The organism is Natrialba magadii ATCC 43099 (assembly GCF_000025625.1).
GTDB classification, from domain to species: domain Archaea; phylum Halobacteriota; class Halobacteria; order Halobacteriales; family Natrialbaceae; genus Natrialba; species Natrialba magadii.
Genome location: NC_013922.1, coordinates 426,001 through 447,691, shown reverse-complemented (window position 1 = coordinate 447,691; position 21,691 = coordinate 426,001). Strand labels below are relative to the sequence as shown.

Here is a 21,691-nt window from a genome sequence, read left to right as displayed (position 1 = left end):
TGCGACTTACTCGAAGTGGTCGAGGCACTTCTGATACTCGTCCTCGACCGAGTCCCAGTTGATCACGTCGAAGAAGCCCTCGATGAAGCTGCCGCGGTCTGGACCGTAGTCGTAGTAGTAGGAGTGCTCCCAGACGTCGAGTGCGAGGATTGGGTGGGAGCCCCAGAGTGCGCCCTGGTCGTGCTTGTCGACTGCGACGTTGCGAAGCTGCTTCGCAACTGGGTCGTATACCAGCAGCGCCCAGCCACCGGCAGCGCCGGCAGCGGCCTCGAATTCGCCCTTCCAGCCCTCGTAGGAGCCGAAGTCCTCCTCGATACGGTCTGCGATGTCGCCCGCTGGCTCGCCGCCACCGTCTGGCGACATGTTCTCCCAGAACAGCGTGTGGAGGTAGTGGCCACAGCCGTTGTGGGTAACGTTCGAAAGCGCACCGGGCGTCGAGTCGAAGTCACCGCTCTCGCGGTTTTCGGCGAGGGTCTCCTCGGCCGAGTTCAGGCCGTTGACGTAGCCCTGATGGTGCGTGTCGTGGTGCCAGGTGACGACCTGCTCGGAGATCGACGGTTCCAGTGCGTCGTAATCGTATGGAAGTGGTGGAAGTTCGTGGTCAGTCATGGGTAAACACCTAGTGAGTGGTTAGGTTTCTCTCCTGTTAAGTGTTCAGGAGTGAAATGATACCATACCACACTATCACGTTCGGGAACCAGTTGTCCCCGACTCCACCTGAGTGGTCATCAGGTGACGTGTTAAACCTTTCAGCGACGACAGTGGCGGCAGTGACATCAGCGACACTAGCGGCACAGCGACGACACTACTCACACGTCGACACATCCGCGATTGACCGCCGCGATTGGCCAGAATAACGATGGCACTCTCTGGATGTATCTCGCGACCCCTGCTCTACCCCCACTACAATTCTTGCGTGCAGTCTCGGCAGCCCTGACTCACGGTGCGATTGGTGTCCGTGTCCGTACCCGTACCCACATTCCGCTCATGCTTGCTGTTCTTTGTGATGAGCGTGTTCCAACCACTCCTCGAGTGACGGCTGGGACCAGTACCGGACTGTCTGGCTGCGCCGGTCGTGCTCGAGAATGCCCGCATCCTCGAGTTTCGGGAGATGTACGTGTTGTAGTTCGGTCTTGACAACCTGGTGTTGGTCTTCGGCTGTGAGTTGCTCGTCAGCGTGGGCCGCGTGGTGACTGGACGGTGTGTCTCCGTACTGCCGGTCGAACGTGACGATTGCGTCGGTGAGCTCCTCGAGCGTTGCGACACCGTCCGATTGCTCATAGAGCAGGTACAGTGCGTACCGTCGCCGTCGGTTCGATAGCAGTTCGAAAATAAGATCGAGCGACGGCGTCGCCTCAACTGTCCGTTGTGTTGACTCCCGACCTGTCTTACACATCCACAGACCACCTACCATAGATTACCATTCGAAACCACCACGGCTCTCTACTGCAGCCGACACATTAGATGTTACGTCTACCTGTCTCAATGAACGGCCTAAATTTCTGTTCGATGGGAATGAAATAAGTCTGTTGCTAGAACAGTCTTCAGCTCGGAGATGCGAACGGACAATGACAGGGACAGTACATGCAGTACGACGTGCCACAGATCGAACACTCTCGAGGGCAGCAGCTCTCAACCAGTAGAAACAGGAGAACAGTGCGATAGCGATACTTCTTGGACGCGAGTCAGTGAGCGGGAGTGTGAGCGTTACTCGTAGAGCCACTCGGCGTCGTGCTGATCGTACTCGGTCAGCTCGTCTTCGTCGAAGTGGATCGCGATTTCGCGCTCGTTTGCGCCCTCGTCCTCGTGGTCTGCCGCGTGAACGACGTTCCGGCCGAGGTCGAGTGCGTAGTCGCCGCGGATCGTTCCTGGCTCGGCCTCGAGTGGGTCCGTCTCGCCGATCATCTGGCGGACCTGACGCGTCGCGTCCTGTCCTTCCCAGACCATCGGGACGACGGGGCCGGAGGTGATGAAGTCAACGAGGTCGTCGTAGAACGGCTTGTCCTCGTGTTCACCGTAGTGCTCTTCGGCACGTTCGCGAGGCATCGTTTCGACCTTGATGCCGACGAGCTTCAGTCCGCGTTCCTCGAGTCGGGAGATGACCTCGCCCACGAGTCCACGCGCGAAGGCGTCGGGCTTGACCATCACGAAGGTACGTTCGTGCTCGCTCATTAGGCCTCACTCTCCTCGTCGGTTGCGTCAGCGTCGGCGTCTGCCTCGGCCTCAGCATCCGATTCGGTCTCGTCGACCGCTTCGTCCCCGGCAGGAACGTCGTCCTCGTCGTCGGCGACGTCTTCCTCGGTTGCGAGGTCCTCGTCTTCGCCTGCGTCGACGACCTCGTCCTGATCGGTTTCCTCGTCGGCGGTCGTGTCGGCCTGGGCTGGACCCTTGCCGGCACGTCCTTCCTCGGTCCACTCGAGATCGCGCGGTTCGCGACCGAGCTTGTAGTTCTTCTCCGCTTTCGAGTCGACGAAGTGAAGCACGGTACCGTCGTTGCGGACGTACATGATGCCCGTGCCGGGTTCGATCTCTTCGCCCGTGTAGTCGCAGGTGCGTTTCTCGACCATTGGTTACTGTCCTCCGATGGAGTCCGCCTCGCGGGCGGTCTCGCGAAGCTGGAGTACGTCCCCTTCGCGGACCGGTCCGAGACAGTTACGGGTGATGATTCGTCCCTGATTCTCGCCCTCTTGAATCCGGCATTTGACCTGCATGGCCTCTCCGTGCATGCCGGTTTTGCCGACGATCTCGATGACCTCGGCGGGCGTGGAGCCGCTTTCTTCCTCTTCAGCACTCATCTCTGATCACCTCAGTCGAGGTCCTCGACCTTGCCGGCGATGTCTTCGACGTCGCCTTCGGCCTCTCCGGTGTCGACGATGGCTGCAGCGGCCGAGCCAACCTCGAGGCCTGCAGCGTGGCCGACGTCGTCCTGGGTCTCGATAAAGACGACAGGAATACCCTTCTCGTCGGCGAGTTCTGGGAGGTGCATGACGATCTCCTCGGGGGAGACGTCTTCAGCGACGAAAACGAGCTCGGCGTTGCCGCGCTCGATCGCCTTCGTGGTTTCGTTCGTTCCTTTCTTTACTCGTCCGGTGTCTCGTGCGACCTCGAGCGCCTCAAGGGCGTCATCTGCGAGGTCTGCTGGGATGTCGGTTGTGACGTAGACTGACATTGGTTGTTCACCTCTCCTACACGTGGGCTCGCGCTCCCCTGCCCTCGAGGGTTCGGCCTGTGTTCCGTTCCCAGAATCGAATTAGGTGTGAATTCGGCATCGACTCCGGCTCCGGAAACCGAACCCCAGGCCGGGCTGTGCCCGGCGGCGGTCCTGTAAGGCTAGGAGCATCATCAACCCCGCGTAGGGTGTACTACGTCAGTAACGTTGCCCCCCTTAAAAGCGTGTTCAAAACGCTGGACGAGTGTGACCTGGACGCACAGTCCTCGATGACTATAGTAACAACTGCAACTATTGACACACTGATCGCCGAGCAGGCTGGCGATCAGGTGTGCAGTGACTTGCAGTGGCTACTATAGCAGTTGATCGGTGGCAGCCGACCGGTGATCATACAGTATTACGGCCTCGCGTCCAAACAGCGACTATGAACGTCGCTTCCCTCGCGACCGAGCTCTACCGCGAGGCTCAGGACACCACCGAACGGCGCGCCCTCGTCCTCAGCGGCGACCGCGAACGCGGCTACGCCTGTCTCGAGTCCATCCTCTCGACGCTGCCCGTCGCCATCACGGACACGACGCTCGTCGGCCCCGACGACCGCCTTCGCTGCGAGCAGATTACACAACAGCATACGACGGAACTGCTCGGCACAACTCGCCAGCTGCTCATCCTCGACGCACACGCAGATCTCCAGCCGAACGCGCTCGGTCGCACTATCGGCACCATCGACGGCGGTGGCTTCCTGCTCGTGCTCGCACCCGAACTCGAGTACTGGCCCGACCAGACCACGACGTTCGACGAGTCGCTGGCGGTGCCGCCGTTCACGACGGGTGACGTGACGGGCCGCTTCAGAAGCCGACTCGTTGAGACGCTTCGCGAGCACCGCGGGATTGGGATCGTCGAGTTCGACGACACCGATTCGACCGGTGTTCCGGACGACCCGACCGAACTCGGCCCGTACGAGGTTACCGACACGGGAGTGACGAATCCGGCGCCGGTCTGGAAGCCGGCTGATGACGGCGGTACCAATACCCATACTGATACTGATACCGATACTGATACTGATACTGATACCGGAGACGGAAGCGCCATCCCGTCGCACACGGCATTTCCGGCAGCCGCTTACGACACCTGTCTCACCGGGGATCAGCGCGAGGCGCTCGTGACGTTCGAAGCGCTCTCGGACTCCGAGCGAGCTGTCGTCTTAGAGGCCGACCGCGGCCGCGGGAAGTCGAGCGCCGCGGGACTTGCTGCTGGGGGGTTCGCACTCGATGGCGACTCCGTTCTCGTCACTGCACCGGCGTTCCGAAACACGGCAGAACTGTTCGCCCGCGCCGGTGAACTCGTCGCCGACTGCGATCCAGATACGACTATTCGGACGGATCCGCAGGAGACGCCTCGCGACATAGCGACGAGCGCGGACGGTCGCGTCTGGTTTCGAGAGCCAAGAGAGGCAGTAGCGCAACTGGACGCCGCCGATATCGTGATCGTCGACGAAGCCGCCGCACTCCCAGTATCGCGACTCGAGTCGTTCCTCGCTGCCGACCGGGTCGCGTTCACGACGACGGTCCACGGCTACGAAGGTGCCGGCCGCGGATTCTCGGTCCGATTTCGGGATCGACTCACCGAGAGCGCCCACGAGGTCAGCGACTACACACTCACTGAGCCGATCCGGTACGCAGCAGGCGACCCGCTCGAGGTGTGGGCCTTTCGCGCGCTCTTGCTCGACGCACGGCCGCCAGTCACCTCGCTCGTCGCCGACGCCACACCCGAAGGCGTCGACTATCAGGTACTCGAGTCCGACGACCTGCTCGCGGACGACCACCTCCTTCGTGAGGCCTTCGGCCTGCTCGTGCTCGCCCACTACCGGACCGAGCCGAACGACCTCGCCCGGTTGCTCGACGCGCCGAACCTCGAGGCACGCGCGCTGGTGCAGGACGGCCACGTCGTCAGCGTCGCCCTGCTCGCTCGCGAGGGGAACCTGGACGCCGACACGCGGGCGATGATGTACGAGGGCGGCCGCGTCCGCGGGAACATGCTCCCGGACGTGCTCACGAGCCAGTTGCGCGACGAATCCGCGAGTAAGCCGGCCGGGATCCGCATCGTTCGCATCGCGACCCACCACGAGGCCCGCTCGCGAGGACTTGGCTCACGGCTACTCGAGTGTATCCGTGATGAATTCGCTCCAACAGTAGACTGGCTCGGCACCGGCTTCGGCGCGACGCCGGGGCTACTCGAGTTCTGGCGGGCGAACGGCTTCCGGACGGTGCACGTTTCGACGACGCGTAACGACGCGAGCGGGGAGTACTCGGCGCTCATGCTGGACCCCACGAACGAGGCGGGACGGGAGTTGCACAATCGCCACGCAGCGTGGTTCGCCCGCCGCTTCGCGGCGCTGTGTTCGGACTCGCTCGCGGATCTGGATCCCGACGTTGCACGGGCAATGTTGCGAGCGACCGCGAGCGAGGCCGCACCGCCGCTGGCGCTTGGCGACCACGACTGGCGTGTCGTCGCCGGCGCAGCCTACGGCCCCGGATTGTTCGACGTGGATCCCGGTCCGTTCCGTGAGCTGGTGATCCGGTACTTCATCGAAGAGCCGGCTAGCGTTGCGCTGACCACACGCCAGGAGCGGCTCTTCGTCCTGCGCGTGTTGCAAGGTCGGGAGTTGGCGACAGTGGCGGATCGACTCGAGTACCCCTCGGCCGGACAGTGTATGCGCGCGCTTGGGGAGGCGTTCCAGCCGCTGGTCGATGAGTACGGCAGTGAGGTGGCGATGGACGTCCGGGACCGGTTTACCGACGGGTGAAGAGAGGGGGAAGATGCGGTAGAAGCTGTAGAACGGGCGTCACGAAATAGTAACAATCATCTCTGGTCCGGACCGATCAACGGATATGCTTGGTGTGAGGCTCGGGCTGCTTGGCATTACCTTCGTGCTGCTCGCAATATTCCTCGGCGAAGGTGCCTGGTGAGTAGCGTATCTCGGCGTCTTTATCTCCATAGCCGGCGTGTTCGTCGGTTCTGGTACCGCGACCTCCCCAACAGACTAATCGACAGCGGTCAGGCAAACAGCCGTCGAATCGCCGACTCGGGAAGCGCCTTCAACACCCACGCGACCAGCCGCCAGCGGCGGGTGACGTAGGCGTGGTCGCGCTCCTCGCGGATCGCGTCGGCAATCTGGCTCGCAGCAGTTTCCGGGGAGCACTCCCAGAACGAGCCGTACGAGAGGTCGGTGTCGACGAATCCCGGTTCGATGGTCGTGATCGTCACGTTCGCGTCGTTGCCGGCCTGCCGACTCCGTAGCCCCTCGAGATAGCGCGAGACGTACGCTTTCGAGGCGTTGTAGGCCTGCGTGCCACCGTTTCCGAAGTGGGCTGCGACCGAGGACAGTCCGACGAGGTGTCCGTGTGGATCCGAACTGTCGTCCGTTCGAGACTCGAAATACTCCATCGCCGCCGTCGCAATCGCCGTAAAGCCGCGCACGTTGACGTCGACCGTCTGGCGCTCGGTCTCCCACTCGAGTGCGTAGTTCGCATCGCCGACACCGGCGCTGATGACGACGAGGTCGACGGACGGCATTGCGTCGGCGAGTTCGAAGAAGTGCTCGCGAGCGGTTTCGGTGTCGGTGACGTCCATCGTGGCGACGTAGGCCTTCGTCGGGAGTTCGCCGCCGACGGCTTTCAGTTGCTCCGTTCGACGGGCTGTGAGGCCGACCTCGTAGCCGTCGGCGGCGAGTTCGTGGGCAAGTGCCGCGCCGATACCCGACGAGGCACCGACGATGATGGCACCCCGTGGCTGTTCCGAGTGGTCCGTGGCTGCTGGCGCTGTTGTCATGTCACCTGCTGGTCACCCAGTGTATGTAACTGTACTGGAGGAAATCCGGCGTTGGCACCCAGAGGTGCTGTTGGCGTTGGGAGGCGGTACGGCTTTGGCGCGGGCGTGTGTCGAGTGGGACATGGTGGACGTGGTCTTGCTCGTCGCGGTTGCGCTGCTCGCTGCCGGCGTCGTCGGAACGCTCGTCCCGCTCGTTCCAGGTGGTTTGCTCTCGCTATCGGGAGTCTACTTCTACTGGTGGCAGTCAAACTTCGCGGAGCCGGGAACGATTACGATGATCGTGTTGACGATACTCGGACTCGTGACGCTGTTCGTCGAGTACTTCGCGGGATCGATCGCGGCACGAGCGGGCGGTGCCTCGTGGACCACGACGGGGCTCGCCGCCGTCGTCGGGATTCTACTGATGCTCGTCACCGGCCCGCTTGGCCTGCTCGTCGGTCTGTTTGGAACCGTCTTCGTCGTCGAATTCGTCCGGGCTGGCGATGTCAACCGAAGCACCCGGTCGGCAATCTACGCGACGCTTGGTATTCTGGCATCGACGGCAGTGCAGGCACTGTTGACGGTGTCGATCCTGTTTGGCTTCCTCATCGGTGTCTTCGTCTTTTGAGCCCGTTCTGACCGATCGAAAGCCGCGAACGCCACCAAAAGACTGAGTCACTTGCCACCGTTTCGCCGCTATGGAGTGTACCGAACCGGACTGTGAGCGGGCTGGCACCGTCGAATTGCATATCCCCTGGGACGACAACCGCCTCGTCTGTGCCCCCCACGCCCGCGTGCTCGGTCGCCAGGACGGCGTGGTCGCAGACCCCAGTCCTGATAGTGGTGACGAGCTACTCGAGTAGCGGGCGAGGATTGTCGTCAAGAATTGAATGTTTGTTTTAAAATGATGCGTAACTCGATTCGGAAGTTGGGAATGTCATCAGTTCGCCGGATTTGATTTAACATCCCTCGGCGGTGTAGGGACAAACATGGCAGAAAACAACCCCACGACTCGGCGAACAATTCTCAAGGTTTCGGGTGCTGTCGGTGCGGGAGCATTCCTCGCAGGGTGTGCAGACAACGGGAACGGGAACGATGAGCCGGCACCGGACGACGATGACGACGAGCCAGTAACGGACGACGAAAACGACGAGCCAGACGACGAAAACGGCGAGGCGATTGAACCCGGCACCGTCATCGAACTCGATGCACAAACACCGGGCTGGATCGGTATCGAACCGGAAGAGATCGAAGACGAAGAGAACCCGACGATCACCCTTGAGGAGGGTGAAGAGTACGAGATCGGTTGGGAAGTGGGCGACGGAAGTACCCACAACATCGAACTCGTCGACGAAGATGACGAGGTCGTCGATGACTACGAGACCGACGAAGTAGACGAAGGTGGCGACGATCAGTTCATCGAGTTCGAAGCGACCGACGAAATCGCCGAGTACGTCTGCCGACCGCACGACGGGACGATGCGTGGTGCGTTCGAAATCGTAGAGGCAGAGAACGGCGACGAGGATGACGAAGCGGAGGATAACGGCGACGACGAGAACGGTAACGACGACAACGGCGATGACGAGAACGGCAACGACGATACCGGTAACGACGAGAACGGCGACGACGAGAACGGCGACGACGAGAACGACGACGAATAATCTCGTCCAACCGTTCGCAGATCGCATCTCCGCCTGAACTCACACCGCGACGGATTCAGCACGACGACAGCCCGCGAAACCACCGCGGTCCAGTCAATTCTGCTTTCTTTATCCACCACCCATTAGCCGTGGGTGTAGTACGCGACTGTCTCCTCCTCCTCGTGGCGGTCAATCCGAGCGAAGCCGACGCGCTCGAACTGCACCAGTTCGTCCGACTCGAGTGCACCCACCTCAGGTTCGGCCTGCCCGGAAACGTCGCCCGTCATGGTCCGCAACCGGACGGGCACGCTCTCGGCTGCCGGCACCCAGTGGATAACGTCGACGTCACCCTCGCGGACGACGTCGATATCCTCGCCGGTGTACTGGAGCGTATCGCGGGTGTACTGGAAACAGCCAAGCCCCTTGAGCCAGATGCGCTCCTCGCGGGCCGGCAGGTCGTCGGACTCGAGTAGCACGGCATCGCCGACGGGAATGTCGCGGACGCCACGTTCCTCGTGGTTGGGGTGCAGCGGTGGATTGGCCTCTACTGGCGGACTACCGCCGAGTGGGAGTTCGACGCCGTCACGGACGAGGAATCGGCGGTCGGTCTCGTCGTCAACCAGGTCGCGGTTGTTCGCGTAGACGGAACTCATCGCGAGGTCGACGTCGCTGGTCGAGGTGCCGAGTTCGACCATCGCGTCGACGATGGCCTGGCCGCGGATGCCGCGGCGGCGCAGACTCTTGAGCGTCGGTGCGCGTGGGTCGTCCCAGCCGTCGAGTTCGCCGTCCTCGATCAGTTCCGAAATTGTCGAGGTGCTCACCTTCACGTCGAAGGCGTCGACCTGGACGTGGCCCCAGTGGACGACTTCGGGGTACTCCCAGCCGAAGTAGTCGTAGACGAACTGCTGGCGCTTGGCCGAGTCCTGCAGGTCGATGCCTCGGATGATGTGGGTGATGCCGATCAGGTGATCGTCGACACCGGACTGGAAGTCGAGCATCGGCCAGCAGCGGTACTCGCTTGCCTCCTCGCGTGGGTGGGGGGTGTCAATCATCCGGAAGGCGACCCAGTCACGCAGCGCGGGGTTCTTGTGCTCGATGTCGGTCTTTACACGAAGGACCATCTCGCCACTCTCGTACTCGCCGGCGACCATGTCCTCGAACTCCGAGCGGACCGTTTCAACGTCTTTGTCGCGGTGCGGACACGGTTCGCCCGAGTTCTTCAGTTCCGAGAACTCATCGCCCGAACAGGAGCAGGTGTAGGCTCCGCCCAGGTCGATCAGTTCGCGGGCATGCTCATAGTACGTCTCGAGTCGGTCGCTCGCGCGGTAGATCTCGTCCGGCTCGAAGCCGAGGTAGTCGTCGAGATCCGAGAGAATCGCATCGTAGGCGTCGAGGTCCGGTCGTTTCGTCTCGGGGTCTGTGTCGTCGAAGCGGACGCAGAACCAGCCGTCGTAGCGGTCGCGGTAGGTGCCGATAACGGCAGGCATCCGCGCGTGGCCGATGTGCCACGGGCCGTTCGGGTTCGGCGCACAGCGCATGCGGATCTCGTCGTACTCTTCAGCATTGGGAAGCGATGGCAGGTCGTGTTCGTCCCCCTCGTCCTCGGCCTCGATTTCCGCGAGTTCCTCGGGCGCGAGGTCCTCGAGTCGCTCGCGCTTTTCGTCGTAGGAGAGGTCGTTGACCTGGCCGATGACGCCGCCGATGACGCCCGGAATCTCGTCGCCGTGCTCGCGGAAGTCGGGGTTTTCGCCCATCAGCGGCCCCATGATGGCGCCGACGTTGGCGTCGCTTTCGTGTTTGACGGCGTTCAACAGCGCGTGTTTCTCGGCTTCGCGCTCGATCCGTTCGCGGAGATCGTCGTTCATTACTGGAGGGTATTCATGCACGGACCAAAACCTCCGCGGTGTCGGGTCGCTCGGTTGGGTTCGATTCGGTCCGGTTCGTTCGGTCGGGGTCGATTCGATCCTTCGGATAGGGTTCGATTCGGTCCGGTTCGCTCGGTTGGGGTCGGTTCGAGTCAGTTCGGATTATCTCGGGCCGGCCCGGCACACACTCCCACCAGCGGGAACCGTCGCACGCAAGTAACACCCTTAGAACGGCAGGGCAACGAACGCCACTCCCGAAATGACGTTCTCCCTCTACCGCGACTGGATACAGGACGTACTCTACGGCTCTCCGCCACTACAACTGTTGACTAGCATCGCCGTTATTTTCGCACTCGTCGCCCTGTTCGTACTGATTCGGAGTCTCAGAAACCTTCTCGGCGACCGCTATACGCGAAACGCCGCCGAAGCGATCGAGATGGCCGTCCTCGCCGGCAGCGTGGTCGTCGCAGCCTACGTGCTCGCCGACATCTGGGCGCTCTCGTTCGTCTTCGACGAGGTCCTCGACGCCATCTTCCTCGACCGCTTCACCGGCATCCGTGGAGCAGTGTCGATTGCGATTCTCGTCGCCAGTTACCTCCTCGTTCGAATGGTCAACCGCTCGTTCGACCGGCTCTACCGGGAAGACCTCATCACGAACCACCAGAAAGAGGTCGCCTACCACACAGCCGATGCCGGCATCGTCGCCGTTGCCGGCCTCGTTGTCATGTCGATCTGGGGGATCGAACTGACGAATCTTATCCTCAGCGCTGGCGTCGTCAGCGCCATCTTCGGGCTGGCCGCCCAGAAAACCGTCGCCGCGTTCGTCGCCGGCTTCCTCCTCCTCTTTACCCGCCCCTTCCGGGCCGGCGACTGGATCGAGGTCGCAAACCAGAACGACCGCAAGACCGCCGGTATCGTCCAGGACATCACCATCTCGCACACGAAAATCCGGACGTTCAACGACGAGCACGTCCTCGTCCCAAACGACGAACTCACCTCGAACGAACTCATCAACTACTCGCGAAGCAATCGCCTGCGTGTCGACATCGAACTCGGCGTCGACTACGACACCGACCTCCACCGCGCCCGAACCGTCATCCGAGACGCCATCGACGACATCGACATCATCAGCCCGCTCAAAGAACCCCAGGTCGTCTCCAAACGCTTCGGCGACTCCGCCGTCGTACTCGAGTTACAGTTCTGGATCGAGAACCCGAAGCGCCGACGGGTCTGGCAAGCCCAGACGACTGTCATCGACGCGATCAAGGATGCCTTCGAGCGCGAAGCGATTACGATTCCGTATCCTCAGCGAACGCATCAGGCGCGCGGGGATCGTGGCTTTCGGGTGACGTCGATGGGGTCGATGGAAGGGGAGAGGGGACTCGAGTCCGAGGCGGGAGAGTCCCAGACAGGGCGAACGGAGCGGACGGAGCGGACAGAGCCAGAGAAAGACCAGGAGGTCACGAACAGGTAGTACACAGCAGAAACGGAAGCAGTGCTGTGCTTGTGGTGACTTGTCTGCGAGTCAGTAGCTGCGTTCGATCAGGTAATCTGCGATCTCACACAGCAACTCGCGAGCCTCGTTGTCCGGCAGCACGCTGAGGCGATTCTTCCCCTGTTCGACCAGGTCGCGAGCAGTCTCGTTGGCGTAGTCGATCGAGCCTACCTTCTCGAGTTCGGCGACGGCGTCGTCGATTTCCGCCTCGGTGACGGCGTCGACATCCTCGGTGTCGACGAGTCCCTCGATGTCGACGCCTTGCTCGCGGGCGTGGACGGTGATGAGGGTCTGTTTCTCCTCGACAAGGTCGCTGCCGCGTTGTTTCCCGAGTTTGTCACTCGGAACGGTCAGGTCGAGCACGTCGTCCTGAATCTGGAACGCGCGGCCGATGTCGAGGCCGTAGCCGTAGAGTGCGTCGATCGTCTCCTGGTCGGCCCCCTGCAAGATTGCTGGGAGGCAGGCAGACGCAGCATAGAGGACTGCAGTCTTCTGTTCGACCATCTCGAGGTACTCCTCGGGCGCGACGTTGTCGCGCTTTTCGAAGGTAACGTCGAGGGCCTGGCCCTCACAGATCTTCGTACAGGTGGTCGCGAGTACGTCGAGTGCGTCGACCATACGGGACGGATCTGCACCTGTCTCGAGCATGATCTCGAACGCCTTCGAGTAGAGTGTATCGCCGGCCAGGATGGCCGTCTCGAGATCGTACTCGCGGTGGACGGCGGGAACGCCGCGACGCAGGTCGTCATCGTCCATGATGTCGTCGTGAATCAGCGTGAACGACTGGATAACCTCGACGCTGACTGCAGCGTCCATCATGTCGATCTCCTCACCGGAGAGCGTCGGGAACGATCGGTAGTCGGTCGACAGTGGCTCGACGTCTGCGAGTGCTTCCGCCGCCGCGAGTAGGACGGCCGGACGCAGCCGTTTACCGCCTGCATCGAGCAGGTACCGCGAGGCTTCGTAGAGCCGTTCGGGCTGTTGTACTGGGAGCTCTTCGGGGATCGCCTCGTTGACGAGTTCCCGTCGCGCTCGGACCGCCTCGAGTACCGTCTCTTCTCGTGCCTTGGAGGTCGTCATATCACTCGACAAGCTGGATGAGGTTGCCGTTGCGCGAGACGTGGATGTCTCGTCCCATCTGGTACCCCTCGCTCTCACAGAGCTTGACGTAGCCCGACAGTCCCTTCAGGTCCTGGTGGGCCGGGATGATGTTCTGGGGCTGCAGTGCGTCGAGCATCTTGTAGTGGCCCTCCTGATTCAGGTGGCCGGAGACGTGAATGTCGTCGTAGACGCGAGCGCCCTGCATGCCGAGCAGCTTTTCGGCCTGGTAGCGCTGGCCCTCGTTGGTCGGCTCCGGGATCACGCGAGCGGAGAAGACGACCTTGTCGCCGTCGTCCAGTTCGTACGGCGTCTCGCCGCGGGCCATGCGGGTGAGCATCGCGCGTGGCTCGCCCTGGTGGCCCGTCACGACGGGCAGGAAGTTCTCCTTGCCCTCGTTCATGATCCGCTTGAACGTGCGGTCGACGGACTTGCGGTGACCGAACATGCCGAGGTCGTCCGGGAAGTCGACGAAGTCGAGTCGCTCTGCGGTGCCGGAGTACTTCTCCATCGAGCGCCCGAGGAGGACTGGCTGTCGGCCGATATCCTTGGCGAACTCGACGAGGCTCGTGACACGCGAGATGTGACTCGAGAACGTCGTTGCGACGATACCACCGTCGTAGTCTTCCATGCTGTAGAGGACGTCCCGGAGGTGTTCGCGGGCGACGCTCTCGGAGGGCGTCCGGCCCTTCTTGTTCGCATTCGTACAGTCCTCAATGTAACAGAGGACACCCTCGCCTTCGCGACCGATCTCACGGAAGCGCTCCATGTCGATTGGGTCGCCGATGACTGGCGAGTGGTCCATGCGCTTGTCTAGCCCGTAGACAACTGCGCCTTCGGGCGTGTGCAGGACCGGGTTGATCGCGTCGATGATCGAGTGGGTGACGTTGACGAATTCGAGATCGACCTTGCCGGAGTCGCCGATCGACATTGTTTCGCCGGCGTCCATCTTGATCAGGTCGTTCTCGACGCCGAACTTCTGCTCGCCCTCGATCTGTTGTTTGACCAGTTCGATCGTAAAGGGCGTGGCGACGATGGGTGCGTCGTAGCGGTGGGCCAGTTTGGAGATGGCACCGATGTGGTCCAGGTGGCCGTGCGTTGGCACGATTGCCTGCACGTCGCCCTCGAGGTCGCTCATGATCCGGTCGTCCGGAATTGCGCCCATGTCGATCAGGTCGAGACTGTGCATCCGCTCGGTTTCGACGTTGTCGTGGATGAGAACCTGCGAAAGGTTCAGCCCCATGTCGAAGATAACGACGTCGTCACCGGCGCGAACGGCAGTCATTTGCCGTCCGACTTCTTCGTAGCCGCCGATTGTTGCAATTTCGATTTCCATAGTTCGTAGCACTGAAAGCCGCGTATTGACTCTCACCGAAACAGTCCGCGGACTCCTGCTTGTCGGCCCCGGCGTCTTACAGCGCGTCGGCCATCCCGCTATGCGTTCGGCACAGTGGCGGTGTGACGACGGCGTTCGTCGGCAGTACCGCCCCGAGACGCACTTGCCCGCGGGTTTCGTTACTGCCATCTACACGCCCGGGTGTTAAAAACGCAGTGGGTTGGGGTCCCTTTTCGTATTCGGCTCGCTGCCGGTGGTCGCTCTCCAGAAGGGGCCCCACTGAAACTGAACGCGTGTCACATGATCCGTGACTTTCGCGGCAATGCTTTCATTTCGTTTCGGAATATAGCCCACTCGGTTCCGAGATGCGAAGCTTTCTAACCTTCCGTTCAGAATGCGTGAGTAATGGCGAAGGATCTCGAACGTGACCTCGGTCTGTTCTCCGTTATCGCGATCAGTATGGGTGCGATGATCGGCAGCGGTATCTTCATCCTGCCCGGCATCGCGATGGCCGAAGCCGGTCCCGCGGTTATCCTCTCGTTCGTGATCGCTGCAATCCTCGTCGTACCGGCCGCACTGAGCATTGCCGAACTCGGAACGGCGATGCCTGAAGCCGGCGGCGACTACGTCTTCATCGAACGCGGAATGGGGCCTGCTGTGGGAACTATCGCCGGCCTCGGCACCTGGCTCATGTTGATGCTAAAGGGTGCACTCGCGCTCGTCGGCGGCATGTTCTACCTCGAAGCTGTGATGGCGCTTCCGAGTATCGAGGCAGTTGCGGTGACATTTGCGCTCATTCTGATCGCCGTTAACCTGATCGGTGTCAAGCAAACCGGTGGTCTGCAGTTGATTATGGTCATCGTCATGCTCCTCATTCTCTCTGTCTTCGTTGCCGGCTCGATCATCCGTGTCGACGGCGCGAATTACGACCCGTTCTTCACCGAGGGGCTCAGCGGTGTGTTCACTGCAACCGCAACGGTGCTCGTCTCCTATGCCGGCGTCACAAAGGTCGCCGCCGTCGCCGAGGAAATCGAGAACCCCGGCCGTAACCTTCCGCTCGGCCTGCTCGCCTCGCTCGTCGCGACCTCGATCCTCTACGCGCTGCTCGTCTTCGTCCTCGTCGGCGTCATCGAGGGCGAAATCCTCGCCGGTGAGGAAGCGCCGATGGCCGAAGCCGTCGACGTCCTCTTCGGGGAGTTGTTCCTGTTCGCGATTGTCCTCGCCGCACTGCTCGCACTCGTCAGTACCGCGAACGCCGGTATTCTAACTGCCTCTCGCTATCCGCTCGCGCTGAGCCGTGACAATCTCTTCCTCGATGTCTTCGAGTACATCCACCCGCGCTTTGCGACGCCGATCGTCGCCATCGTCACCACGGGCGCGTTCATGATCTTCGCGATCCTCACACTCGACGTCGAGCAGATTGCGAAGTCCGCCGGCGCGTTCCAGATTCTCGTCTACATCCTCGTCTGTGGTGCACTGATCGCGTTCCGCGAGCGCGATCTCGAGTGGTACGACCCCGACTTCTACACGCCGGGCTATCCGTGGGTCCAGCTCTTCGGTATCGTCTCCGGCGTGTTCATCATCGGCTGGATGGATCTGCTGCCGATCGCCGGCTCGATCGGGATCGTCATCTTCGGCTACGTCTGGTACAAATGGTACGCCGAGTCGCGCGTCGAACGCGAAGGTGTTGCCAAGGGCCTTGCCCGCCGCGAAGCCGGCCGTCAGTTCGTCCGGGACACCGAAGAACAGCTCGAAGACGACGACCGATACGAGGTTCTCATCCCGATTCGCCGTGACGTGACCAGAGAGCAAGAAGACGCGCTGATCCAGCTCGCCGCACCGATCGTCCGCCGAGAGGGGGGTCGAATCCGCGTGATCCGCTTCGACGAAGTCCCCGATCAGGTGCCACTCGACACCGCCGCCGAGGAGCTCACTCCCGAAGACGCCGAGTTCGAGGAGCGAACCGACGACCTCGTGCGCTATCTCGGTATCCCCGTCGAAGTCGGCGAAATCGTCAGCCACGACACCCGCCACGCGGTCGTCAACTTCGCCGAGCGCACCGGTTCCGACCTCGTACTCGCCCGGCAAAAGCCGACGAGTCGACTCGACACGCTCTTCGGCCGCGACACCGACTGGATCATGGAACACGCGCCGTGTGACGTGGTCTTCGTTCAGCACGAACAGCCGGTCGAGTTAGAAGAGATCGCGATCGTTACGGACCGAAGCCCGTTCAACGACCCCCTCAAGGTCGAACTCGCCGACGCGATGGCCGACATCCTCGATGCCCGCGTCCGGTTCGTCTTTACCGTCTCCGAGGACGCCCCCGAGGAACTCGAGGAGGCGATCGAGGAGTACCACGCCGAACTCGACGAGCTCTGTACCGTTCCCGTCGACTCGTCGATTCTCAGAACGAACAATGCGATCGACGATCTGACCGAGGAACTCGAGTCGGCTCAGCTCGTCATGCTGAGTACGGTGACCCACCGGCGGCTCCCCGACCTCCTCATCGAGCAACGTTCGGACCGGATCGCGGCCTCGGTTGAAGGGCCGGTGTTACTGGTTCACTCGAAGAAAACGCGCCGTGGGTCGTTCCTGCGGCCGGTTCTGGATCGGGTGCTGTTCGACTGAGCGCGAACGTCGCACTCCTCAGCGAACCGTCGTCCCGGGCTCGTCGCCCGCCAGGAACGGTTCGATGTCGGCGAGGCCGAAAATAGACGCCTCTGGTTCGAGTTCGAGCAGCGCCTGCACCTTCGCAGCCATCCCCCCCGTTACGTCTGTGGCCTCGCTCTCACCGAGAATATCTGCGACGGCATCGAACGACGAGATTTCGGACACAACCTCGTCCGCATCGTCGAGCACACCGGGTACCGTCGAGCAGAGGCCGATGCGGTCCGCATCGAGACTGCGTGCGAGGTCGACGACCAGTTCGTCGCCGCTGACGACGGTAACACCCTCTCCGGCGTGTGCGACGAGATCACCGTGGAGGACGGGAACGAAACCCTCCTCGACCAGCGTGGCAACCTGCTGACTCGGCAGTGTGAGGTCGCCGTCCGCGTCACGGTGGGCCGTAGAGAACGGGTGCACTGGGACCGCCGGCACGTCGTACTCGAGTAGGCGGCTCAGGACGAACTCGTTGAGCGTCGTCATCGCGCCGTGGATGTCGTGGACTGCTGCGGGGTCGTGGCTGCCAGCGGTCGTCGTCACGCCGTGCTCGCTTGCGTTGTGGTGGCCGAAGCTGCCGCCGCCGTGGACGATGACGAGGTCGTCGATCGCGTTGCCGCCACCGTTGTCGTTGGTGGCACCGAACGCGCTCGAAACGGCCGCCGCTGCCGTCGCAAGCGACTTTCCGTCGAGGGTTTCCGGGCGGTCTTTCTCCGTAATCGCGCTGCCGCCGAGTTTCAGAACGATCATTCGATCCGGCGCACCCCTTCTTCGGCGAGTTCGGCACGGAACGCGTCCTCACAGCCCGGCGTGAACGAGAGTGCGGTCTCGGTCTCATCCGTTGGATCGAGCGCGACGATACAGCCGCCGCCGCCGGCACCTGTGAGTTTCGCGCCGTACGCGCCGGCGTCGCGGGCCGCCCACACCATCGTATCCAGCGAGCGCGAGGACACCCCGAGCGCTGAAAGCAGGCCGTGGTTGAAGTTCATGAGTCGGCCGAGCTCCTCTACATCGCCGGCAGCAAGTGCTTGCTCGCCGTTTCTGACGACGTCGCCGACCGTTTCGACGGTATCCGCCGCGAACTCGTACTCCTCGCGCAGGCCGCGCACGCCCGCGACGAGTTCACCGGTTTCGCCAGCGCCGCCGTCGAAGCCGATCACGATCGGTAGATCCGGTGCATCGAGCGAGCGACAGTCGTCGCCCTCGACGCGGACCGCACCACCAGTCGCCGAGCAGAACGTATCCGCGCGAGAGGCCTGGCCGTCCTGTACGTCGTACTCCGTTCGGTACGCTCGTTCGGCGAGTTCGGCCGGTTCCAGTGTCGTTCCGAGGGCACGAGTGCCGGCGTCGATGGCGGCGACGACGACGGCCGCAGAGGAGCCGAGTCCGGCTCCCAGCGGAATATCGCTCTCGATTGTGACGTCGAAGCCGACGTCCTCCTCACCAGTCACGTCGCGGACTTGTTCGATCGCGCTGTCGACGTACTGCGTCGCGGCGACGAGCAGCGACTCGGAGACGTCGATGTCTGGCCGTCCGTCGGCGTCGCCACCGTACTCCACCGTGAACCCGTCCAGACTGAGGTCGTCCGCGTGGACGCGAAGTTTGCTGTCGTCGCGCCGTTCGACGCCGACGCGTGCCCGTACCTCGATCGCACACGGGACGGCCGGTTCGCCGTAGACCACCGCGTGCTCCCCGAAAAGATAGACCTTGCCGGGGGCGCTCGAGACTGTCATAGCCGGCCGTTCGTTCGACGATGATTAATACCTATTCACTCAGGCCTCGATCGAAATCGGTCGTTCTGTCTGTCCTCGTTCGATTCCGTTGACACGCACAGCGCTATTCGTGACTGTTATCCCTGGGTGGTCCCGAGCGGAGGTATGAATCGGAGAACCTATCTCGGCGCAGTCGCAGGCGGACTCACAGCGACCAGCGCGGGCTGTCTCGGCGACTTCGGGGACTCGGATATCGACGAAGCAGAACACCCCGTTGGCGCATGGGCAGACGGCTCGATCGAGTTCGGACTCCCGCCGTTCCAGGATGCGGAGGAACTGCGGACGCAGTACGGCGGAACCTTCGAGTGGCTTGCAGACGGGTTCGACGGCGTCGATTCCGTCGAGGGAACACCGACGACAGACTACAACGGCGTCGTCGAGAGCGTCGTCAACGGACACACGGAACTGGCAAACCTCTCGCCGATTATCTTCGTTCTGGCACAGGAGGACGACATCAATCCACTCGCCGTCAACTGGTCCCACGGCGCTGACTCCTATCATACGTACATTGCAACCAGAGCCGAGACCGACATCGACTCGATTGACGATCTGGAAGGGAAAACGATCGCGATGGTTGATCCAATGTCCGCGAGCGGTGGCATGTTCCCGCGATACACGCTCAGCGAAGCCGGTCTCCACGCAGGCGACCTCGAAACCGAGCCCGAAGACTTCGATATCGAGTGGTCGTTCGGCCACGACGCTGCACTCACTGCACTCGAAAACGGTCACGTCGACGCCGCAGCCTACGGTGATTTCCAGCATCCCGAAGACGACGAAATTGTCAAGATCGCAGAGAGCGATCCGATTCCGTTCGACGTTGTGGTCGCCAAACCAGAGACACCGGACGATGTTCGCGACGAACTCGCAGCGCGACTGGTCGCGACGCCCGAAGAGGCACTCGAGGACCACCGGGTCGACGAGTACGGTGAGTTCGATCCCGACCTCTACGAAGGAGTTCGTGACGTTGCCGAGGAGATGGGTGTGGATATTGAGACGCTGGATGAGGCGGAAACGGACGAGGACGAGGACGAGGACGAAGACGAAGACGGATCATAGACAGACGAAGCGAAAACGAACCGTAGGGCTACCGAACACGGGTATCGGACTCACCACTGGCACAGCACTCCACCGACCATAACAATCACCACTGGCACAGCATTCCACCGACACCACAACTACCACCATGCTCACCGTCACCGACCTCGAGAAACGCTACGACGGCGTTGGAGCACTCGAGAACATCGACTTCGAGCTATCACCCGGCGAGCTCGCCATCCTCGTCGGCCGGTCGGGAGCCGGCAAGACAACCCTCTTGCGGTGTCTGAACGGGCTCGAACAGCCCGATACGGGCTCGATTCGGCTCGCAGACGAGCCACCCGACCCAACCGATATCGCGCTCGTCTTTCAGGAAGGCGCGCTCCTCGACAGCAAGTCCGCCCTCGAGAACGTCCTCGATGGCGGTCTCGGACGGGAACCCGTCTGGCGAGAACTGCTCGGGTGGCACGCGCCGGCGGAGAAGCGAGCTGCAGTCGAGCGACTTCATGCGGTCGGGTTGGCCGGCGATGCGGACCGACGCGTGGGCGACCTCTCGGGTGGTGAGCGTCAGCGCGTCGGCATCGCACGCGCACTGCAGCAAGAGCCCGCGGTTATTCTGGCCGACGAACCGGTCGCATCGCTCGATCCGGCGACGGCTCGCGACGTACTCGACCAGCTAGCGGCGCTCGTTCGCCGGGAACAGGTCGTCGGACTCGTCAGCCTCCACCAGCCACGACTCGCCCAGGAGGTTGCGGATCGCTATCTTGCACTCGAGTCCGGTCGGCTCACGCTCGATGCGCCAGCGGCCGAGGTCGAACTGGATCGAATCGGAGAGGTGTACGATGGGGATGGATGAATCCAGTTCGGATGGGCGTGCGGACGCTGCTGCGGACTCGGTCGGTCAGGAGTCGGGTTCGATGCCACAGCCAGATTCGACACCGGAGTCAGGTCCGGGCACTGCTGAAGAGAGTGTCACTGTTGACGGCGAGTTCGACCAGATTCAGCGTCGCTGGCGGCGGCGGTTGCTCGGCCGGGTCACAGTGGTCGTCTCGCTTCTCGCCGTCGTCCTTGCGACCGCGCGCTGGATGGGGTTCGATCTCGCCTATCTCTACGCCCATCGAGACAATCTGCGTGATGTCCTGGTAGAGGAGATGCTTGCACCGAGACAGCTCTGGGCGCAGCTACAGGGCGATGCGCCGACGCTCGTCCCGGCGACACTCGAGACGCTTGCGATTGCGGGCGTCGGGACGGCGATCGGGTTGCCGTTTGCCGTCTGTTTTGGACTCCTCGCGGCGAGCAACGTCACGCCACGGGTGGTCCACGCACCGGTCCGTCTGTTTCTGGGTGGGATTCGTGCGGTTCCGAGCATGGTGTATGCACTCCTGTTCGTGATTCTGGCCGGGCTCGGCCCCGTCGCCGGGGCGCTAGCGATTGCGATGGGGACTATCGGCGACCTGGGGCGGCTGTTCGCTGACGAGATGGAAGAAATCGACGCCGCACCGGTCGAGGCGGTCGCCTCGAGCGGTGGCGGATTGTTGGCGACGACCTCGGCGGCCCGACTGCCGCAGGTGGCGACGGCGTACGTCGCCTGGGTGTTGTTTTACCTCGAGATTAATGCACGCAAGAGTTCCGTGCTCGGAATCGTCGGTGCCGGTGGGATCGGCTATCCACTGATCATGGCGTTCAACGCGCGAAATTACACGCGGGTGATGGCAGCGGTCGTCGCGATTCTCGTCCTCGTCGTCAGCGTCGAACTCGTCGCGAACCGTGTCAGAGACGTCCTTGACGCGGACCGGCGGTCGGCACAGTAGTT

General features: G+C 62.4%; 22 protein-coding genes. 10 read left to right on the top strand and 12 right to left on the bottom strand.

Going from position 1 to position 21,691, the window contains the following annotated elements; genetic code table 11:
* Positions 1–6: 6 nt before the first annotated feature.
* From sod to rpl7ae, 6 genes are all read right to left on the bottom strand, one after another.
* Complete coding sequence (gene sod, locus NMAG_RS02120) at positions 7–609, bottom strand: superoxide dismutase (RefSeq protein WP_004214016.1); 603 nt, start codon at positions 607–609, stop codon at positions 7–9.
* A gap of 376 nt (positions 610–985) precedes the next feature.
* Positions 986–1,396, bottom strand: coding sequence for a DUF7344 domain-containing protein (locus NMAG_RS02115; protein ID WP_004214014.1), 411 nt, complete (start codon positions 1,394–1,396; stop codon positions 986–988).
* Between the two features lie 311 nt (positions 1,397–1,707).
* On the bottom strand, positions 1,708–2,172 hold the full coding sequence (gene ndk / locus NMAG_RS02110; RefSeq protein WP_004214013.1) for a nucleoside-diphosphate kinase: 465 nt from the start codon (positions 2,170–2,172) through the stop codon (positions 1,708–1,710).
* Positions 2,172–2,567 carry a 50S ribosomal protein L24e gene (locus NMAG_RS02105; RefSeq protein WP_004214011.1) on the bottom strand — a complete coding sequence of 132 codons (396 nt, stop codon included), beginning with the start codon at positions 2,565–2,567 and terminating at the stop codon, positions 2,172–2,174. Before NMAG_RS02105 ends, ndk begins: the two co-directional genes overlap by 1 nt.
* 3 nt (positions 2,568–2,570) lie before the next feature.
* Complete coding sequence (locus NMAG_RS02100; RefSeq protein WP_004214009.1) at positions 2,571–2,795, bottom strand: 30S ribosomal protein S28e; 225 nt, start codon at positions 2,793–2,795, stop codon at positions 2,571–2,573.
* Between the two features lie 11 nt (positions 2,796–2,806).
* Positions 2,807–3,169: a 50S ribosomal protein L7Ae gene (gene rpl7ae, locus NMAG_RS02095; protein ID WP_004213999.1), complete on the bottom strand. Its 363-nt coding sequence runs from the start codon at positions 3,167–3,169 to the stop codon at positions 2,807–2,809.
* Positions 3,170–3,593: 424 nt separating this feature from the next.
* Here rpl7ae and tmcA point away from each other — a divergent pair, with 424 nt between their 5' ends.
* The gene (tmcA, locus tag NMAG_RS02090) at positions 3,594–5,972 is read left to right on the top strand and encodes a tRNA(Met) cytidine acetyltransferase TmcA (protein WP_004213997.1); all 2,379 of its coding nucleotides are present in this window, start codon (positions 3,594–3,596) and stop codon (positions 5,970–5,972) included.
* A gap of 251 nt (positions 5,973–6,223) precedes the next feature.
* Here the strand turns inward: tmcA and NMAG_RS02085 are convergent, their stop codons facing one another.
* Positions 6,224–6,997: an SDR family NAD(P)-dependent oxidoreductase gene (locus tag NMAG_RS02085; protein WP_004213996.1), complete on the bottom strand. Its 774-nt coding sequence runs from the start codon at positions 6,995–6,997 to the stop codon at positions 6,224–6,226.
* Between the two features lie 121 nt (positions 6,998–7,118).
* Here NMAG_RS02085 and NMAG_RS02080 point away from each other — a divergent pair, with 121 nt between their 5' ends.
* From NMAG_RS02080 to NMAG_RS02075, 3 genes are all read left to right on the top strand, one after another.
* Positions 7,119–7,604, top strand: a complete 486-nt coding sequence (locus tag NMAG_RS02080) for a DUF456 domain-containing protein (RefSeq protein ID WP_004213995.1) — start codon at positions 7,119–7,121, stop codon at positions 7,602–7,604.
* 70 nt (positions 7,605–7,674) lie between these two features.
* The gene (locus tag NMAG_RS21910) at positions 7,675–7,839 is read left to right on the top strand and encodes a hypothetical protein (RefSeq protein ID WP_004213993.1); all 165 of its coding nucleotides are present in this window, start codon (positions 7,675–7,677) and stop codon (positions 7,837–7,839) included.
* Between the two features lie 126 nt (positions 7,840–7,965).
* Positions 7,966–8,637 carry a twin-arginine translocation signal domain-containing protein gene (locus tag NMAG_RS02075; protein ID WP_004213987.1) on the top strand — a complete coding sequence of 224 codons (672 nt, stop codon included), beginning with the start codon at positions 7,966–7,968 and terminating at the stop codon, positions 8,635–8,637.
* Between the two features lie 122 nt (positions 8,638–8,759).
* Here the strand turns inward: NMAG_RS02075 and NMAG_RS02070 are convergent, their stop codons facing one another.
* Entirely contained in the window at positions 8,760–10,481 is a 1,722-nt protein-coding gene (locus NMAG_RS02070; protein WP_004213985.1) for a glutamate--tRNA ligase, read from the bottom strand.
* Positions 10,482–10,740: 259 nt separating this feature from the next.
* Here NMAG_RS02070 and NMAG_RS02065 point away from each other — a divergent pair, with 259 nt between their 5' ends.
* Entirely contained in the window at positions 10,741–11,955 is a 1,215-nt protein-coding gene (locus NMAG_RS02065; protein ID WP_004213983.1) for a mechanosensitive ion channel family protein, read from the top strand.
* Between the two features lie 51 nt (positions 11,956–12,006).
* Here NMAG_RS02065 and idsA3 read toward each other — a convergent pair whose 3' ends face one another.
* Entirely contained in the window at positions 12,007–13,056 is a 1,050-nt protein-coding gene (idsA3, locus tag NMAG_RS02060; protein WP_004213982.1) for a geranylfarnesyl diphosphate synthase, read from the bottom strand.
* 1 nt (position 13,057) lies between these two features.
* Positions 13,058–14,410, bottom strand: a complete 1,353-nt coding sequence (locus NMAG_RS02055; RefSeq protein WP_004213981.1) for a ribonuclease J — start codon at positions 14,408–14,410, stop codon at positions 13,058–13,060.
* A 25-nt stretch (positions 14,411–14,435) separates the two neighbouring features.
* On the opposite strand from NMAG_RS02055, the gene NMAG_RS21425 reads away from it, so the two are divergent.
* Entirely contained in the window at positions 14,436–14,618 is a 183-nt protein-coding gene (locus tag NMAG_RS21425) for a hypothetical protein (protein WP_148221896.1), read from the top strand.
* Between the two features lie 197 nt (positions 14,619–14,815).
* On the top strand, positions 14,816–17,038 hold the full coding sequence (locus NMAG_RS02050) for an amino acid permease (RefSeq protein WP_004213980.1): 2,223 nt from the start codon (positions 14,816–14,818) through the stop codon (positions 17,036–17,038).
* A gap of 18 nt (positions 17,039–17,056) precedes the next feature.
* Here NMAG_RS02050 and NMAG_RS02045 read toward each other — a convergent pair whose 3' ends face one another.
* The gene (locus NMAG_RS02045; RefSeq protein ID WP_004213979.1) at positions 17,057–17,821 is read right to left on the bottom strand and encodes an isopentenyl phosphate kinase; all 765 of its coding nucleotides are present in this window, start codon (positions 17,819–17,821) and stop codon (positions 17,057–17,059) included.
* Complete coding sequence (gene mvk, locus NMAG_RS02040; RefSeq protein ID WP_004213977.1) at positions 17,818–18,804, bottom strand: mevalonate kinase; 987 nt, start codon at positions 18,802–18,804, stop codon at positions 17,818–17,820. Before mvk ends, NMAG_RS02045 begins: the two co-directional genes overlap by 4 nt.
* 144 nt (positions 18,805–18,948) lie before the next feature.
* Between mvk and NMAG_RS02035 the strand changes: the two genes are divergently transcribed.
* The 3 genes from NMAG_RS02035 (at position 18,949) to phnE (ending at position 21,689) form a co-directional block, all read left to right on the top strand.
* The gene (locus NMAG_RS02035; RefSeq protein ID WP_004213975.1) at positions 18,949–19,899 is read left to right on the top strand and encodes a phosphate/phosphite/phosphonate ABC transporter substrate-binding protein; all 951 of its coding nucleotides are present in this window, start codon (positions 18,949–18,951) and stop codon (positions 19,897–19,899) included.
* Positions 19,900–20,026: 127 nt separating this feature from the next.
* A complete protein-coding gene (locus NMAG_RS02030; protein WP_004213974.1) occupies positions 20,027–20,734 on the top strand; it encodes a phosphonate ABC transporter ATP-binding protein in 708 nt (235 codons plus the stop codon).
* Positions 20,727–21,689, top strand: coding sequence for a phosphonate ABC transporter, permease protein PhnE (phnE, locus tag NMAG_RS02025; protein ID WP_004213973.1), 963 nt, complete (start codon positions 20,727–20,729; stop codon positions 21,687–21,689). The genes NMAG_RS02030 and phnE overlap by 8 nt, the downstream gene beginning before the upstream one ends.
* The last annotated feature ends 2 nt before the right edge of the window (positions 21,690–21,691 follow it).

Bases quoted from the DNA above. Each gene is read 5' to 3' on its own strand.
- NMAG_RS02115 (WP_004214014.1), bottom strand. From the start codon at position 1,396: ATGTGTAAGACAGGTCGGGAGTCAACACAACGGACAGTTGAGGCGACG.
- NMAG_RS02065 (WP_004213983.1), top strand. From the start codon at position 10,741: ATGACGTTCTCCCTCTACCGCGACTGGATACAGGACGTACTCTACGGC.
- rpl7ae (WP_004213999.1), bottom strand. From the start codon at position 3,169: ATGTCAGTCTACGTCACAACCGACATCCCAGCAGACCTCGCAGATGAC.
- NMAG_RS02100 (WP_004214009.1), bottom strand. From the start codon at position 2,795: ATGAGTGCTGAAGAGGAAGAAAGCGGCTCCACGCCCGCCGAGGTCATC.
- NMAG_RS02045 (WP_004213979.1), bottom strand. From the start codon at position 17,821: ATGATCGTTCTGAAACTCGGCGGCAGCGCGATTACGGAGAAAGACCGC.
- sod (WP_004214016.1), bottom strand. From the start codon at position 609: ATGACTGACCACGAACTTCCACCACTTCCATACGATTACGACGCACTG.
- mvk (WP_004213977.1), bottom strand. From the start codon at position 18,804: ATGACAGTCTCGAGCGCCCCCGGCAAGGTCTATCTTTTCGGGGAGCAC.
- NMAG_RS02085 (WP_004213996.1), bottom strand. From the start codon at position 6,997: ATGACAACAGCGCCAGCAGCCACGGACCACTCGGAACAGCCACGGGGT.
- NMAG_RS02105 (WP_004214011.1), bottom strand. From the start codon at position 2,567: ATGGTCGAGAAACGCACCTGCGACTACACGGGCGAAGAGATCGAACCC.
- NMAG_RS02030 (WP_004213974.1), top strand. From the start codon at position 20,027: ATGCTCACCGTCACCGACCTCGAGAAACGCTACGACGGCGTTGGAGCA.
- NMAG_RS02075 (WP_004213987.1), top strand. From the start codon at position 7,966: ATGGCAGAAAACAACCCCACGACTCGGCGAACAATTCTCAAGGTTTCG.
- NMAG_RS02070 (WP_004213985.1), bottom strand. From the start codon at position 10,481: ATGAACGACGATCTCCGCGAACGGATCGAGCGCGAAGCCGAGAAACAC.
- NMAG_RS21910 (WP_004213993.1), top strand. From the start codon at position 7,675: ATGGAGTGTACCGAACCGGACTGTGAGCGGGCTGGCACCGTCGAATTG.
- NMAG_RS02050 (WP_004213980.1), top strand. From the start codon at position 14,816: ATGGCGAAGGATCTCGAACGTGACCTCGGTCTGTTCTCCGTTATCGCG.
- phnE (WP_004213973.1), top strand. From the start codon at position 20,727: ATGGATGAATCCAGTTCGGATGGGCGTGCGGACGCTGCTGCGGACTCG.
- ndk (WP_004214013.1), bottom strand. From the start codon at position 2,172: ATGAGCGAGCACGAACGTACCTTCGTGATGGTCAAGCCCGACGCCTTC.
- NMAG_RS02055 (WP_004213981.1), bottom strand. From the start codon at position 14,410: ATGGAAATCGAAATTGCAACAATCGGCGGCTACGAAGAAGTCGGACGG.
- idsA3 (WP_004213982.1), bottom strand. From the start codon at position 13,056: ATGACGACCTCCAAGGCACGAGAAGAGACGGTACTCGAGGCGGTCCGA.
- tmcA (WP_004213997.1), top strand. From the start codon at position 3,594: ATGAACGTCGCTTCCCTCGCGACCGAGCTCTACCGCGAGGCTCAGGAC.
- NMAG_RS02035 (WP_004213975.1), top strand. From the start codon at position 18,949: ATGAATCGGAGAACCTATCTCGGCGCAGTCGCAGGCGGACTCACAGCG.
- NMAG_RS02080 (WP_004213995.1), top strand. From the start codon at position 7,119: ATGGTGGACGTGGTCTTGCTCGTCGCGGTTGCGCTGCTCGCTGCCGGC.